A 14,975-nucleotide genomic window follows, 5' to 3' on the forward strand; every position below is an offset into this window, starting at 1 on the left:
GCGGCAGCAGCGGGGCCACCCGCTCCCACAGGTCGTCAGGAACAAGATCAGCACGCACTCCGGACACCCTGCCGACCAAGATCGTCGAGCACAAGGCCCGCAGCGCAACTCATTCTGAAACGATCAGTTAGAGGACGGATTGGAAGACGGACTTGGGGAACGTACGGACTAGAAGAACGTGCGGATGTACTCGACGACCGTCCCGTCGGCCTCGGCCACCGGGATCAGCTGCCACTTGTCGAAGGACGTGCACGGGTGGGACAGGCCGAAGCCGACCCAGTCGCCGACCTCGACGTCCGCCTCCGGGCCGGTGGCCAGCCACAGGTGCTGGTCGGACAGGGCGGTCACCTCGATGCCGGCCGCCGGGCGCTCGCTGCCGTCCCGGCGCACCACGTGGGCCACCGGGCGGTCGAGGTCGTAGGCGGCGTCCCGCTTGCCCGCGTTGACGAAGGCCTGCTCGGGGGAGGGGCGGGAGACCACCTGGGCCCACAGCCGGAACGCCGGCTCCAGCGCGCCCTCCTCGGGCACCCGGTTGAACGGGGTGAGCTTGCTGTAGTGCACGTCGTCGTGCGAGACGTACGCGCCCGAGCGGAGCAGCTTCAGCACCGGCCGGGACAGTTCGGGGATCTCCGCGAAGACGTCGGCGACCGCGTCGAACCAGGCGCTGCCGCCCGCGCTCACCACGATCTCGTCCGTCCCCGCGAACCGGCCGTCCTTGTCGAAGGCGGCGGCGATCGAGACGAGCCGGCGCAGGTACGCCGTCACCCGCTCGGTGTCGGCCTGCGGCACCTCGCCCTCGTACCCGGCGACGCCGACCAGCCGCAGGTGCTCCGCGGCGGCCACGGCGTCGGCGACGGCCGCGCACTGCGCCTCCGTGCGGACACCGGTACGGGCGCCCTCGCCGCCGGCCAGCTCCACCACGACGTCCACGGGACGGACGGCGCCGCTCAGGGCCGCGTCCATCAGCTCGACGCCGCGCACGGAGTCGACGTAGCAGATGAAACGGGAGCCGGGGTCGGCGGCCAGGTCGGCGGCGATGCGGCGCAGCGCGGCCGGGTCCACCAGTTCGTTGGCCAGGAAGATCCGCCGGATGCCGAAGGCGCGGGCCACCCACACCTGGTGCGGCACCGCGAGCGTGATGCCCCAGGCGCCGTGCTCGATCTGGCGCTGGAAGAGCTGCGGGGCCATCGAGGTCTTGCCGTGCGGGGCGAAGGCGAGGCCGTGACGTGTCGTGTACGTCTCCATGAGCGCGAGGTTGTGCTCCAGGCGCTCGGCGGACAGGGCGAGGACGGGGGTGGTGAAGCCGTCGGTGAAGAGGTTGCGGCGCTCGGCGGTCAGCTCGGCGACGGTCAGGCCCGCGGCGTCCGGCGGGAGGCCCTTGAAACGGTGGTCCACCCGTTCCTCGGCGAGACGCGCGAGCGCTTCGGTGCCGGTGTCGCTGGCCATGCGGACCTCCTGGTCTGGTGCGTTGCGTCATGTGCAACGTCCGTTGCGTATATCGCTTACTGCTGTCTAACATCTCGGCCAACACGGGGTCAACGGAACCGCCGCCCCGGCACTGGACGAGGAGCCACCACCATCGTGACCGCCGACGGACATCTCAGCGCCGAACCCGACACCGTGAACACCGCGGATGTCGTGGGCGAGGTGGATGCCGTGGGCGTGGCGAATGCGGTGGACGTGTCGGACTCGGTGGATGTCGTGGATGCGGTGGACGCGGTGGATGTCGTCGCGCTCGGCGAGTCCATGGTCACCTTCCTTCCCACCCGCTCCGGCCGCCTCGCCGACGTGCCCTCCTTCGACCGGGCCATCGGCGGAGCCGAGTCCAACGTGGCCTGCGCCCTGGCCGCCGCCGGGCACACGACGCGCTGGGTGAGCCGGGTGGGCGCCGACGGCTTCGGGGACCACCTGGTCGAGGCGATCGGCGCGTACGGCGTCGACGTCACCCGCGTCCGCCGCGACGCGACCCGCCCCACCGGCATCTACTTCCGCACCGCCGCCGACCGCGCGACCGACGCCCACGAGGTGGCGTACTACCGCGCCGGCTCGGCCGCCTCCGCGATGGCCGTGGACAGCGTGGACCTGGCAGCGGCACGGGCCTGCCGGATCCTGCACCTGTCGGGCATCACCGCCGCGCTGTCCCCGGACTGCCTGGAGCTGGTGCGCGAGCTGACGGCACCCGGCCCCGGCCGCCCCCTGATCTCCTTCGACGTCAACTACCGCCCCGGCCTGTGGCGCGACGCCGACGGGCCGCGGGTCCTGCTGGAACTGGCACGGCGCGCCGACATCGTGTTCGTGGGCGCGGACGAGGCACGCGACGCCTGGGGGCTGCACGGCGCGTCGTCCATCGTCGAGGCGCTGCCCGAGCCGGGGATCGTCGTCGTCAAGCAGGGCAAGGGCGGAGCGACCGCCTTCGACAAGGACACCGAGGGCATGGAGGACGCCGACGGTACGGCCACGCCCGTCCGCGCCCCGAAGGTGGACGTCGTCGCCCACATCGGAGCCGGTGACGCCTTCGCCGCCGGATTCCTCTCCGCCACCCTCCGGGAACTCCCGATGCGCGACCGCCTCCGGCACGGCCACCTCACGGCCGCCGCCACCCTCACCACCCCCGGCGACCTCGGCCTGCCTCCCTCCCGGAGCCACGCCGACCGCCTGACCGCCCTGGACGACGACGCATGGGGGAGACTTCGACTCGGCCCCGGCTGGACACAGGCCGGGCGCGCCACGGCCGAGCAGGCCACGGAGGAGGCGACCACCCCATGAGTCAGACCGTCGACCGCGCCCTGAGCATCCTGCCGTTGCTCGCGGAGGGCCCCGCGGACCTCGGGCAGGTCGCCGACCGGCTCGGCGTCCACAAGTCCACGGCGCTGCGCCTGCTGCGCACGCTGCACGAACACGGCCTGGTCTACCGCCAGTCCGACCAGCGCTACCGCCTCGGCGCCCGCCTCTTCGCCCTCGCGCAGGAGGCGATGGAGAACCTCGACATCCGCGAGATCGCCCACCCCCACCTGGCCCGGCTGAACGAGAGCTGCGGCCACACCGTGCACCTCGCCGTGTACGAGGAGGGCGAGGTCCTCTACATCGACAAGGTGGAGAGCCGCTACCCGGTGCGGATGTACTCGCGGATCGGCAAGCCGGTCGCCATCACCGTCGCCGCCGTCGCCAAGCTCCTCCTCGCCGACCTGTCCGAACACGAGCGCCGCGCCATCGCGGACAAGCTCGACTACCCCATGTACACGGCCCGTTCCACCCCCAACGCCGCAGCGTTCGTGCGGGAGTTGGAGAAGGTGCGCGAACAGGGCTGGGCCACCGACCTCGGCGGCCACGAGGAGTCCATCAACTGCGTCGCGGCCCCCATCCGCGGCGCCGACGGCCGCGTGGTCGCCGCGATGTCGGTCTCCGCGCCGAACGTCGTCGTCACCGCCGACGAACTCCTCACCCTGCTCCCGCAGGTCCGCCGTACCGCGGACGCGATCAGCGGCGAGTACTCCGGAAGAACCCCAGTGAAGGCCCCCACGGAGGACCCCGTATGACCGACAAGATCGCGCTCACCCCGAAGGCCCACACCACCCCGCCGGCGAAGTTCTCCCACGGCGTGCGGAAGGGCAACATCCTCCAGGTCGCCGGCCAGGTCGGCTTCCTGCCCGCCGAGGAGGGCAAGCCCCCCACGCCCGTCGGCCCCAACCTGCGCGAGCAGACCCTCCAGACCTTCGCCAACGTCAAGGCGATCCTCGAAGAGGGCGGCGCGAGCTGGGACGACGTGATGATGGTCCGCGTCTACCTCACGGACGTCGACCACTTCGCCGAGATGAACGAGATCTACAACGCCTACTTCGAGGAGCAGGGCCTCACCGCCCCGCCCGCCGCCCGCACGACGGTTTACGTCGGCCTGCCGGCCGGCCTCCTCATCGAGATCGACGCGCTCGCCGTCCTCGGCTGACGCCCACTCAACTCGCGTAGCGCACAAAGGTATACGCGCAAGCGCAAGCGCAAGCACACGCTTAGGCACGCACACGCACACGCACACGCACACGCGCACACGCACGCCTACGACGCACTCGCACACGCACGCCTACGACGCACTCGCACACGCACGCCTACGACGCACTCGCACACGCACGGCACGGCGCCCTCCGGGGTGCCGTGCCGCGATCCCCCCTGCCCGAAAGCACCATGCCCTTACCCAGAGGACCCCCTCGTGACCCTCCCGCTCGCCGCTCCCGCCCCCGCCCCGGCCGCGCCACCCCACACCGGAGGCCTGCTCCTCCTCCTCGACGGCACCGCAGGACTCCTCACGGTCGCCGGCATCGGCATAGCGTTCCTGCTCTTCCTGATCATCAAGGCCCGGCTGCAGCCCTTCGTCGCCCTGCTCGTCGTCTCCATAGCCGTCGGCCTGCTCTCCGGCCTCTCGGTCACGGAACTCTTCGGCACCGTGCAGCGCTCGGACGCCGTCTCCACCATCGAGTCCGGCATGGGCGGCATCCTCGGCCACGTCGCGATCATCATCGGCCTCGGCACGATGCTGGGTGCGATCCTTGAGGTCAGCGGGGGCGCCGAGGTACTGGCCTCGCGTCTGCTGGGGTTGTTCGGCGAGCGCCGCGCGCCCCTCGCCATGGGCCTGACCGGCCTGATCTTCGGTATCCCGGTCTTCTTCGACGTCGGCATCTTCGTCCTCGCGCCGATCGTCTACGCGGCGGCGAAGCGCGGCGGCAAGTCGATCCTGCTGTACTGCCTGCCCCTGCTGGCGGGCCTGTCCATGACCCACGCCTTCCTGCCCCCGCACCCCGGCCCGGTCGCCGCCGCCGGCCTCCTGCACGTCCAGCTCGGCTGGGTCATCCTCATGGGCATCGTCTGCGGCATCCCCGCCGTCCTCGCCGCCTGGGCGTACGCCGCCTGGGTCGGAAAGCGGATCTTCGTCGCCGTACCGCAGGACATGGTCGAGGCGGCCGACGAGGCCAAGCGGGCGGTGGCCGAGGAGCAGCGCAAGGCCGGCGTGCAGCCGCAGGAGAGCCCGGTCCCGCTCGGCACCGTCCTCGCCATCATCGGTACGCCGCTGATCCTCATCCTGGCCGCCACCTTCTCCTCCATCGCCCTGGACCCGTCCCCGGGCCGCTCGGTGCTGGAGTTCTTCGGCAGCCCCTTCGTCGCCCTCACCATCGCCCTGTTCCTCGCCTACTACCTCCTCGGCATCCGGCGCGGCTGGTCCCGCAAGTCCCTGGAGACGGTGTCGACCTCGTCCCTCAAGCCGGTCGCCAACATCCTGCTGGTCGTCGGCGCGGGCGGGGTCTTCGGCGCCGTCCTCAAGGCGAGCGGTGTCGCCCAGGCCCTGTCGGACACGTTCCACGGCGTGGGCCTGCCGGTGATCGTCCTGGCGTACCTGATCTCGCTGGTGCTGCGGGTCGCCCAGGGCTCGGCCACGGTCGCCATCGTGACGACGGCGGGCATCGTGGCCACGCTGCTGACGGAGGGGCACTACTCGCAGGCCTTCGTCGCCCTGGTCATCATGGCCATCTCCGCCGGCTCGATCTTCGCCTCGCACGTCAACGACGGCGGCTTCTGGATGGTGGCCAAGTACTTCGGCATCACGGAGCGCGACACCCTGAAGACGTGGACGGTCCTGGAGTCGGTGCTGTCGGTGGCGGGCTTCGCGGTCGCCGGCGTGGTGAGTCTGTTCGTATAGGCGTGCTGAGCCTGTTCGGGTAGGCGCGCCGAGCCCGGTCGGGTAGGGGCCGTGCGGGGGTTCGTGGGCGGGCTGACTGGTTCCGGCACAGCAAAGTCGTCCATACTGCCGCCGTGGAGCAGCGCATAGGATCGAACAGCCAGCCGGTGAAGGGCGAGCCCGTCACGGGCGCCGGATTCGACCCGGCCTTCATCCCGGGAATCACCGCACCGACGACCACGGCGGCGGACGAACCGCGGGACGCGGAGCCGACGGAGTCGACGGACGCGTCCAAGGACGAAGTCAAAGCCTCGGAGGCCTCTGGAGCTTCCGGCGCCGCCGACGCCTCCGGGGCCTCCGAAGACCAGGACGGAGGACCCGTGTTCGAGGCCTCCGACCGCCGGGCGAAGATCGTCGCGGACCGTGAGGGGGTCCGTCTCAGCCTGGACGAGGAGGCCTGCGAGTTCCTCTGGAGCGAGATCGCCGCGGTCGAGACGGAGTCCCCCCGCTTCGGCAAGCGTTTCACCGTCACGGTGCACACGCCCGACCGTCGCTGGTTCCCGATAGAGATCGAGGCGACGGCCAGGGCGAGCTTCAAGGAGTGGGAGTCACAGCTGGACGCGGTGCTGGACGCCTACTTCGAGACCGACTGACCGAAGCGGAACCCCGAACCCCGGCTGCGTGCGCCGAGCCCCGTCTCTGACGGCCCGGCACCGCGGCCGGGGCTTTTTCTTCCTCGCACCGTTCTCCGCCTCGCGCCGCTCTCCTCCCGGCGCCGTTCTCCTACTTGAAGGGAACGGTGAGCCAGGGACTGTCGGGCTCGGACATCAGGACCCGGTGGACGTCCACCATCTCCGTGTACCAGTTCCCGAACTCCTCGTCGTCGAAGTGGAGACAGCGCCCGAGGATGTACCCGGCGGCGAAGTCCTGCCACGACTTGTACGACCGCGCGGAAGCACGCCCCGCCTCCACGACGGCGTTCTCGGCCTCCTGCAGCGAGCAGTACCGGGAGCCGAGCCCCCAGCGGGCCATGCCGGAGGCCCGCCCGAAGTTCCAGGCGTCCACGGAACTGACGTACCGGTTCTCGTCGAGAATGCCGTCGGCGCGGAACCGGGCCTCGTACCGGGTGATGCGCCCGACGAGATGCTGAACGCCCTTGATCCGCGCCTCGGTCTCCGCCTCCGGCACGGTGGGCGTCGTGGTGACCCCGTCCGGCGTGATGACGGTCTCGCCCTCCGAGCGGTCGCGCAGCACCCGGGCGACCGCGTCCCGCCAGTAGGCGGTGTCGACGTGGCCGCCGAAGTCCCGTGCGATGGTGCGCCGCAGACCGAGAGCGAACTCCCAGACAGGGTTGCCCCCTTCGGGATCGAGCAGGGCACTCTGCTGTACCTGCCACTTCTCCCGGCTCGTGACCCCCCACCACTCCCGCAGTGTCTTGCGTTCCATCGGATAGCCGTTGCCGTGATACGCCATCGAGTTCCAGGGCAACCCGTGCCGTACGACCAGCAGCGCGCCACAGGCGAGTCCCTGCGCGACGGGTCCCTCCAGAGGCCCGCCGACCCGCAGCGTGCTCACCCGCGTCCGGTTCAGCGGACGTTCCGCCCGGTACTGCGACCACGCGGCGGAGTGCGGCGGGGCGGAGGGCAGGAACGCCTCGCACGGAGTGCCCGGATTCACCACGATCATGGCCGGATCGCTCGGCGCCCACACTCGCGCGAACCACCCGAGGGGCTGCCAGTCCAGCACCCTTTGCGGGTCCGGCACCGGCAGCATCCCCTCCGTGTACACGGCCCAGATCCGCCCGCCGACGACCCGGGGATCGTGCCCGAACACCGGAATCGTCCTGCTCGGCTCGGCATCGGCCCCGTCCCGCCGAACCTCGAAGTACAGCCGAGTGTCCGCGAGCACGCCGAAGTACGCGGCCCAGTCCTCCCGCGCCTTCGCCTCCGCCAACGCCCGCTCGATCTCACCGGGCGGAGTCCAGACGGGCGGCGCCCACCCCGACGGCGGCGTGGAGGCCGGCGGCATCGCAGGCCCGAACCCTGCGGGTGGCGGACCGAACGACATGTCTGCCCTCTTCAACGTACGGCCGTCTGCGGCAACGTGACTTGCCTGGTCATGGTAGGCGAGGCGCCTAAGGCTGTTTCAGAGGGGCTGGGCCCCGGCTCCCACAGAGGTGATGATCCGGCCTGGCCCGAGCATGCGGACAGCCTCGCCCGCCAGTTGGACTTTGGCGCTGTGGGGCGGATCAACGAAGTCCACGGGCCGCTCGTAGAGCAGGATCTCCTCAAGGGCCATCGTGGGCGCGTCTCCTCCCGTGCCGCCGCCCGCCCCGACGCCGAACCGCTGTCCTGCACGTGCGACCCCGCCCACGCATCGAACGATGCATGTCGCGGCCCCCGGGCTTTGCCTCTCCACCGAGTGGATCTGCAATTCCGCGTCGACGGTTTGCTTCAGGGCCGCGAGGAAGGGCGCGAAGGCGGTGGCGGGGAAGGTCAGGGTGGCTCGGGCGGGGGCCTTCGAGTCACGGATGGCTATGTGGGTCCGACGGTCGGCGACCTCTACACAGGCATTGCCGTCGCCGCCGCCTGAGTAGGACGACTTCTGCCATGTGTCGGGGACGGGCATGGTCCGCCTCACAGCTCCTTGGTCAGCTGATGGATGAAGTCACGCGAGCGCTCGGGCCCGAACGACACCGCTTCCACTCTATGGAAGAGCGTTCGAAATTGCCCGAGTTGAGCTTCGGCGTCAATGAAGACGGTGCCGTGTGGACCGTCACGCACCACGGTGTCCAGCTCGGGAACGGGACCGTTCGCGTACACCATGGCGCTCCCCGCGCCCGCGAAGCCGTCCAGATCGAACGGGACGACGCGTACGGTGACATGTTCGGCTTCGGACAGTTCCAGGATGCGCGCGAGCTGAGCCCGCGCCGCGGCACGCTCACCGACCCGGATACGCAGCGCCGCTTCATGGATCACCGCGTCGTACGGGATCGGATCGGGGCGCTCGATGATGGCTCTCCGCCTCATGCGGTGCTCCACCCGGCACTCCAGCTCGGGCTCGGGGAAGCCAGGGTTCACGTACGAGAAGAGGGCGCGAGCGTAGTCCCTGGTCTGCAGCAGGCCAGGAACGTGCAGGAAATCCACGTCCCACCGGTGACTTGCATGGTGTTCCAGCTCTGAGAGGTCCAGGAACGAGTTGGGCAGCGAGCCCCGGTACTCCTCCCACCAGCCGCACGTGCGATCGGTGGCCATCGTGACCAGAGCTTCGATCAACTCGACGTCCTCGCAGGCGTAGTGCGCGGCAAGTCGCCGAACCCGCTCTCCGCTGACACCCGCCGTACCGAACTCGATCTGACTCATCTGAGCCGAGTCGGTCCCGAGCCGCGCGGCGGCCTCTCGCCCCTTGAGCCCTGCGGCCTCACGGAGTTTGCGCAGCTCGACACCGAGCCGCAGCTGGCGTGCGGTGGGCTCTTTCCTGCGCGCCATGCCTTCCTCCTTGCGTCCAACCACTGTGGGGCAGCACCCCGTTCGAGGGGCAGATTACGGGAACGACTTGCAGGGTCCCAAATTGTGGCCCTACTGTCGGTGACGCAACGCACACACAGCGGAAGTGCACCGCCCTGCCGCGCCCTGGCAGCCGCGGCAACGCCACCGCACGCGAACCCCCCTCACGCCAACGGAGTTGCTGACGCATGCCCGAGAACGAGACCTGGGACTACACCCTCTACATCCCCAACGACCTCAGAGCCGTCACGGTATGCCGCCGCACCCTGCGCCTGATCCTGACGCTGCACGGCCTGATCGGACTGGTCGACACGGCGGAACTCCTGGCAACGGAGCTGGTGGCCAATGCCGTACGCCACACCAAGGGGCCGGCCGCCCTCCGTGTCCGCCGGACGGGGGAGGGGGTGATCTGGATCGGCGCCTGGGACACGGACCCCGCACCACCTGAACCGCCACGGCCACTCGACCACGTCGCGGAACTGGAGGAGGAAGGGCGGGGCCTCGCACTGGTCCGGGCGTGTGCGGAGGTGTGGGGCTGGCAGCCGTCGGCCCGGTTCGGGAAGCGGGGGAAGTTCGTGTGGTGCGAACTTGACGCCGCGTAGCTCGTTGATCAAGTCGTCCAGTTCATCGACTCGTGCCTGACCGGCCCTCAGGCGAAGCAGATCTGGAGGGACCTGATGACAGCGACCCAGTACTTCTGGCGACACCAACTGGCCGAGCAGGTACGAGAAGAAGGGCGCTCGGAAGGGCTGGAGCAGGGGCTGGGGCAAGGACTTGAGGAGGGGCTGGAGCAAGGACGCCAGAAGCTCTGGGAACTGGTCTTCCTCATTCTCAGGTCACGCGGCGTCCCCGTGACAGAAGCTGTCCGCGACCGTGTGAGCGCTTGCCCGGACCTGGATCAACTCGAGACGTGGGCACAGCGGGCGGTGCTCGTGACCGATGAGGTGTGGGCGCATCTGTTGTTCTCCCCGGGATCTACGGACGGCGGCAGGTCTCCGTCTTTCTGTCCAGAAGGACCGTATCCGGGCGGTGGACACATGGATTGGCCGTTATTGTTCCGCCCTGTCCCACGGTGAAGGCTGCTTGCCCCCCCGGTGCCGGAGAACGCGCCGGCCGTGCACTCACAGTCAAATCCCCTGCGGTCTGGAGTGCGTGGATGACGGTGCGGCAAAGTTACTCTGACCTCGTCGTATCTCGCCGTTACCAGCCGGAGCAGGAGAAAAAAATGGGTGGAGCCGCGCCATGCGCGCACCCGACGGGAACAGGGGAACCGGCGACGACAATCGCCGCAGTCGAGCCGGTCGACAGGATGGCGGAGTTACCTCGACAGCCCGGACCGGACTGGGAGTTGACGGCCTGGGCTCGCTCGTCCGGCCTGCTGACGGACGAACAGGCCGAGCAGAGGTTCACCGCTGCCGGGTTCGGCAGGCTGGCGGAGCTGGTCTACGGGAGAGGCCCGCAGCTCACGCTCCAAGCGCGTTGGCTGTCCTGGCTGTTCATGCTTGACGACCACTTCGACGAGGACGGCGGCGAGGCCTCCGATACCGCAGAAGGTGTGCTGCGGTTCATGCCGGCCGACCCCCTGGAACCCACTCCCGCACCCGGATCACCGTTCACCATGGCACTGGCCGGACTCTGGCCCGAGCTGGCCGCCGCGATGCCCGGCCACCTGCGCCACCGATTCCGCGGCCACGTCGAGGCATACGTCCGCAGCTACCACACAGAGGCGGCCCAGGCCCGGGGCGGGCGGGCACCGTCGATGACCTCCTACGTCGAACTGCGGCGCGACAGCGGAGCCGTGGAAACCTGCCTGGACCTGTTGGAACTCGACTCCCGGGCCCGTCTCACCCCCGCCCTGGCCGACTTGTCCGCAGTTCGGGAGTTACGCCAGGCAGCGAACGACGTCATCTGCTGGACCAACGACGTGCTCTCGTACGACAAGGAGACCGCCTGCGGTGAGCGCAACAACCTCGTCGCGGTAATCGAGGACGAGCGCGGCCTCACCCGATCTGCGGCGCTGGCGCTCGCGGAGCAGATGATCACTGAACGCACCGGAGACTTCCACCGCCGCCACCTCCTGCTGCGCACCGCCGAACCCAACGGTCCGGCCGCGTTGTTCGCCGAGGGCGCGCACCGCTGGATCACCGGCAGCCACCGCTGGCACTTGGAGTCCAGCCGCTATCGAGGAACCGCCATATGCGAGTAGCCCAAGCCCCCCACCGCCTCCCGTTGCTCGGCAACGCCCTGCCGCTCGCCCTTCGGCGCACCGCCTACCTGCAGACCCTGCGCGAGGTGGGCGAGGTCGTCGAGGTGGCCGTCGGCCGACGGCGCCTGTACGTGCTGAACTCGCCGCAGGCGATCCACGAGGTGCTGGTGACCCAAGGTGAGCACTTCGACAAGGGGCCGATGTTCGACAACCTCGGGCCGTTCCTCGGTAACGGCGTGCTCACCTGCCCCAGATCCGAGCACCGCAGTCAGCGCCGGACGCTGCAGCCCGCCTTCCAGCGCCAGGCAGTGGCACGCTACGCACCGGCGATCGCACGCAAAGCGGCCGAGCAGACCGCCGGGTATCAGGAGGGGCAGATCCTGGACATGCGGGCGGAACTGCGGCGCATCACGGTCCTCGTGATGGGCGGCATCATGATCGCCGCCGACGGCACCGAGGACGTGGCCCAGCAGATGCACCGCTCGCTGCCGCTGCTGATCCGGGGGGTGATGCGCCGCACCCTGATGCCCGCCGAGTTCCTCAATCGGATCCCCACCCCGGCGACCCGCCGCTACGACCGTGCCGCAGCCGACCTGCGCGCCGCCGTCGGCCGCACCCTCGACGACTACCGGCGCGGCGACGGCGCCCACGACGACGTGCTCTCCGGCCTGCTGGCCGCGCGGGACGAGGACGGCCGACCGCTGGCGGACGAGCTGATCATCGATCAGATTGTCACTCTGCTGCTGACAGGCAGCGACAGCACCACCGCCACCATGAGCTGGTTCCTGCACGCCCTCTCCCGCAACCCGGCTGCCGAGGCCGCGATCCGGGACGAACTCGACCGCACGCTGGGCGGCCGGCTGCCGACAGTCGCCGACCTGCCGGACCTGCCCCGGCTGACGGACGCCCTCCACGAGTCGCTGCGGCTTCACCACCCGGTATGGTTCCTGACCCGCCGCAGTGTCGCCCCCGTACGCATCGCCGGTACGGACCATCCGGCGGGCACTGAATTCGCGTACAGCCTGGCCACCCTGCACCGCGACCCTGGCCTCTTCCCGGACCCGCTCGCCTTCCGCCCCGAACGCTGGTCCGCTCAGGAACTCCCGCAGCGGAACGCGTGGATCCCCTTCGGCGCAGGCACCCGCAAGTGCATCGGGGACGACCTGGCCATGACCGAGATGTTGCTCATCCTTGCGGTGATCCTCAAGGACTGGAGCCTGCGCCCGGCCGAGGACCGCCCCGTGCGGCCGGTGCCGCTGGCCGTGATCCATCCGGACCGGTTGATGCTGCGGCTCCAGCGCCCCTCACGTCGCACATTGCCGACGCCTCCGGCCCCCGAAGAACCGGTGCGCGGCACTGCGAGTGGCCCGGGCGGCGCCAGTCGGTCGGGCTGAGACCGTCGCCTGCACCGAAACGGCGGGTGCCGTGCACGTGGCTGGACACCCCCTGGGCACGACCGACGGAGACGATGGGGGGTGGCCGCCTCGGGAAGCGCCGGGCGGCGCGCCCCTTCCAGCCGCTTGTCGATGATCCGCTGCCGGCGATGGACTCAACGCCCAGACCGGGACCGGCCAGGTGCCGGCGGGTATATGTGATCACCGGGGCAGAGGTGTGTCGGCCATCACCTCGCGGGCGAGGGCCCTCTGGTGCTGGGCGGCTGAGACCACCAGGGCCCGGCACAGCTCCACCCGGTCCCGCACGCCGTGCTCGGGCTCCTCAGGGCGTCAAGAGGTCCAGGCCAAGGTTGTTTCCGGCGTCGCGCTCAACCTGTCCAGGTTTGCCGGGAGTTGTGACCGAAGGCTTCCATAAGAGCTTCACAAACGCTGTTCTCCGGTCAATGGGCCGTGGATACAGTGCTCACGTAGTCACGCAATGAAGTCGTCCTGGCGCATTGGAGTGCACACCGGTGGGCCGGAGGGTGTGAAGAGCGGGGAGCTGCGCGTGCCAACTGCCGTCGCCGTGACGAGTGCCGACATGGCGCTGCCGGCGCAGGACGACCGGACCATGCCCGGCGTCGTGCTGCGCGACCTCGACCAGCGACCGCTGGAGCAGACCCTCGCCGAACTCCACACCCTGACCGAGCAGCACGGGTACCTGGTCGTCGTCTGCTCGCAGGCCACCCCGGAGAGCGTCGTACGACGGCTGCACACCCTGCGCTCCCTGCTAGAGAGCGACCGGATCGCCCTCTTCCGGCCCGAACTGCCCCCGCTCGGCGTCGCCGTCCTCGCCCGGCAGCTGCGCCAGCTCGCCTCCTGCGACCTGAGCCCCGGCGTGCTCGCCTCGGCGGGACGGCTGCTCACCCACTACATCCACGCCGGTGCCGTCCTCGGCTCGGTCGCCCGGCTCGACCGGGTGCCGGTCGGGCTGCGGGAGCACGCCAAGTCGTGGGTACCGGGCAGCCAGTTCGCCGTCGCCGCCCACCCCGAGCCGCAGCTCGTCAGGATCGCCCCCGGCGCCACGCTCAAGGGACCCGAGTTCGGCACCTGGATGCTCGTCGCCAAGGGGCAGTTGCAGAGCGACTGGATCGCGGGCCTCGCCGCGGAGTGGAACGTGCACGGCCTGCACGAGGCGCCGCTGCCCGCCGAGTCGCCGGTGTGGTGGGGGACCGGGCGGCTCGTCGAGTACTGCAGCCACCTCGCCGACCTCTCCGTCCTCTACCAACTGGTCACCTCGGTACGGCAGTCCCGCTGCCACTGGTGCGGCCTCGACGTCATCGGCGACCGCTGCGTCTTCTGCTCCGCCACCCCACCGCCCGCGCACCAGCCCCCCGCCCCGCGCGCGCTGGAGCAGAGAACGCCCGCCTGACCGCGCCCCGCACGGCCCGACCTGCGTGAAGACTGACTCACATCCCGCTCGACCGATTCCCCCAATGAGGTTGCACGGTTCATGAACTCCCGTCAGCGCCGCGGCGTGATACTCCTGATTCTTTCGGTCCTGTGTGCTCTCGGCGCGTTCGCCGGCGTGCTCTCCGTCGTCCACGACGTGCAGTCCAAGGTCGGGCCCGAGGTCACCGCCTACCGGGTCAGGTCCGACGTGAAGCCGTACACCGCCCTGGACACCGGCCAGTTCGAGAAGATCGACATGCCCCGGCGGTGGCTGTCCGCCAACGCCGTCACCGACCTCCAGCAGATCCGCGGCAAGATCGCCGTGACGACACTGCGCGCCGGATCCCTGCTCCAGACCGACATGATCGTCGACCGGCCGGCCCTCCAGCCCGGTCAGCAGGAGGTCGCCATCATGATCGACGCGGCCACCGGCGTCGCCGGCAAGATCACCCCGGGGTCGCGGGTCAACGTCTTCGCCACCTTCCAGGGGCAGAAGGACGGCGACCCCGACCAGTCGAAGATCATCGTCACCGACGCCCGGGTCCTCGACGTCGGCCGGATCACCGCCCTCGACCCCGACAACAGCAAGAACCAGCAGCCCACCGAGGCCGTCCCGATCACCTTCGCGCTGTCCACCCTCGACGCCCAGCGCATCACCTACGCCGAGTCCTTCGCCCAGCGGGTCCGGCTCGCACTGGTGGCCCCGGGCAGCGAGACCAGCGTGCCGGACAAGGACCGCACGTACGAACTCGCGACGGACAAGTGAGAGGCGGCCC

Annotated in this window: 13 protein-coding genes and 1 pseudogene; 10 read left to right on the top strand and 4 right to left on the bottom strand. The window is 70.1% G+C overall.

Annotated features, from left to right (window positions below):
• Positions 1-168: 168 nt before the first annotated feature.
• Entirely contained in the window at positions 169-1,446 is a 1,278-nt protein-coding gene (locus ACGFYV_RS34120) for an amino acid deaminase (RefSeq protein WP_393882410.1), read from the bottom strand.
• A gap of 228 nt (positions 1,447-1,674) precedes the next feature.
• Here ACGFYV_RS34120 and ACGFYV_RS34125 point away from each other — a divergent pair, with 228 nt between their 5' ends.
• The 5 genes from ACGFYV_RS34125 to ACGFYV_RS34145 all read left to right on the top strand — a co-directional run bounded on the left by ACGFYV_RS34125 (position 1,675) and on the right by ACGFYV_RS34145 (position 6,315).
• Entirely contained in the window at positions 1,675-2,766 is a 1,092-nt protein-coding gene (locus ACGFYV_RS34125; protein ID WP_393882448.1) for a sugar kinase, read from the top strand.
• The gene (locus tag ACGFYV_RS34130; protein WP_393882411.1) at positions 2,763-3,536 is read left to right on the top strand and encodes an IclR family transcriptional regulator; all 774 of its coding nucleotides are present in this window, start codon (positions 2,763-2,765) and stop codon (positions 3,534-3,536) included. The genes ACGFYV_RS34125 and ACGFYV_RS34130 overlap by 4 nt, the downstream gene beginning before the upstream one ends.
• Positions 3,533-3,943, top strand: a complete 411-nt coding sequence (locus ACGFYV_RS34135; RefSeq protein ID WP_393882412.1) for a RidA family protein — start codon at positions 3,533-3,535, stop codon at positions 3,941-3,943. Before ACGFYV_RS34130 ends, ACGFYV_RS34135 begins: the two co-directional genes overlap by 4 nt.
• A 258-nt stretch (positions 3,944-4,201) precedes the next feature.
• Positions 4,202-5,683: a GntP family permease gene (locus tag ACGFYV_RS34140; protein ID WP_393882413.1), complete on the top strand. Its 1,482-nt coding sequence runs from the start codon at positions 4,202-4,204 to the stop codon at positions 5,681-5,683.
• Positions 5,684-5,796: 113 nt separating this feature from the next.
• Complete coding sequence (locus tag ACGFYV_RS34145) at positions 5,797-6,315, top strand: hypothetical protein (RefSeq protein ID WP_393882414.1); 519 nt, start codon at positions 5,797-5,799, stop codon at positions 6,313-6,315.
• Between the two features lie 130 nt (positions 6,316-6,445).
• Here the strand turns inward: ACGFYV_RS34145 and ACGFYV_RS34150 are convergent, their stop codons facing one another.
• The 3 genes and pseudogenes from ACGFYV_RS34150 to ACGFYV_RS34160 form a co-directional block, all read right to left on the bottom strand.
• Entirely contained in the window at positions 6,446-7,690 is a 1,245-nt protein-coding gene (locus ACGFYV_RS34150) for a DUF1266 domain-containing protein (protein ID WP_393882415.1), read from the bottom strand.
• A gap of 420 nt (positions 7,691-8,110) precedes the next feature.
• Positions 8,111-8,290: pseudogene (locus ACGFYV_RS34155) on the bottom strand (DUF397 domain-containing protein); the annotation flags it as partial.
• An 8-nt stretch (positions 8,291-8,298) separates the two neighbouring features.
• Positions 8,299-9,150, bottom strand: coding sequence for a helix-turn-helix transcriptional regulator (locus ACGFYV_RS34160; protein ID WP_393882416.1), 852 nt, complete (start codon positions 9,148-9,150; stop codon positions 8,299-8,301).
• Positions 9,151-9,356: 206 nt separating this feature from the next.
• Between ACGFYV_RS34160 and ACGFYV_RS34165 the strand changes: the two genes are divergently transcribed.
• The 5 genes from ACGFYV_RS34165 (at position 9,357) to cpaB (ending at position 14,965) form a co-directional block, all read left to right on the top strand.
• Entirely contained in the window at positions 9,357-9,770 is a 414-nt protein-coding gene (locus ACGFYV_RS34165) for an ATP-binding protein (RefSeq protein WP_393882417.1), read from the top strand.
• Between the two features lie 707 nt (positions 9,771-10,477).
• Positions 10,478-11,374, top strand: coding sequence for a hypothetical protein (locus ACGFYV_RS34170; RefSeq protein WP_393882418.1), 897 nt, complete (start codon positions 10,478-10,480; stop codon positions 11,372-11,374).
• Positions 11,365-12,768, top strand: coding sequence for a cytochrome P450 (locus ACGFYV_RS34175; RefSeq protein WP_393882419.1), 1,404 nt, complete (start codon positions 11,365-11,367; stop codon positions 12,766-12,768). The genes ACGFYV_RS34170 and ACGFYV_RS34175 overlap by 10 nt, the downstream gene beginning before the upstream one ends.
• A gap of 547 nt (positions 12,769-13,315) precedes the next feature.
• Positions 13,316-14,179, top strand: coding sequence for a hypothetical protein (locus ACGFYV_RS34180; protein ID WP_393882420.1), 864 nt, complete (start codon positions 13,316-13,318; stop codon positions 14,177-14,179).
• 81 nt (positions 14,180-14,260) lie between these two features.
• Positions 14,261-14,965 carry a Flp pilus assembly protein CpaB gene (gene cpaB / locus ACGFYV_RS34185; protein WP_393882421.1) on the top strand — a complete coding sequence of 235 codons (705 nt, stop codon included), beginning with the start codon at positions 14,261-14,263 and terminating at the stop codon, positions 14,963-14,965.
• Positions 14,966-14,975: the final 10 nt, after the last annotated feature.

This window comes from Streptomyces sp. NPDC048297 (assembly GCF_043201585.1).
Taxonomy (GTDB): Bacteria; Actinomycetota; Actinomycetes; order Streptomycetales; family Streptomycetaceae; genus Streptomyces.

Excerpts from the sequence above, each read along its gene's own strand:
- ACGFYV_RS34150 (WP_393882415.1), bottom strand. The coding sequence starts at position 7,690 with ATGCCGCCGGCCTCCACGCCGCCGTCGGGGTGGGCGCCGCCCGTCTGG.
- cpaB (WP_393882421.1), top strand. The coding sequence starts at position 14,261 with ATGAACTCCCGTCAGCGCCGCGGCGTGATACTCCTGATTCTTTCGGTC.
- ACGFYV_RS34170 (WP_393882418.1), top strand. The coding sequence starts at position 10,478 with ATGGCGGAGTTACCTCGACAGCCCGGACCGGACTGGGAGTTGACGGCC.
- ACGFYV_RS34135 (WP_393882412.1), top strand. The coding sequence starts at position 3,533 with ATGACCGACAAGATCGCGCTCACCCCGAAGGCCCACACCACCCCGCCG.
- ACGFYV_RS34120 (WP_393882410.1), bottom strand. The coding sequence starts at position 1,446 with ATGGCCAGCGACACCGGCACCGAAGCGCTCGCGCGTCTCGCCGAGGAA.
- ACGFYV_RS34175 (WP_393882419.1), top strand. The coding sequence starts at position 11,365 with ATGCGAGTAGCCCAAGCCCCCCACCGCCTCCCGTTGCTCGGCAACGCC.
- ACGFYV_RS34160 (WP_393882416.1), bottom strand. The coding sequence starts at position 9,150 with ATGGCGCGCAGGAAAGAGCCCACCGCACGCCAGCTGCGGCTCGGTGTC.
- ACGFYV_RS34130 (WP_393882411.1), top strand. The coding sequence starts at position 2,763 with ATGAGTCAGACCGTCGACCGCGCCCTGAGCATCCTGCCGTTGCTCGCG.
- ACGFYV_RS34165 (WP_393882417.1), top strand. The coding sequence starts at position 9,357 with ATGCCCGAGAACGAGACCTGGGACTACACCCTCTACATCCCCAACGAC.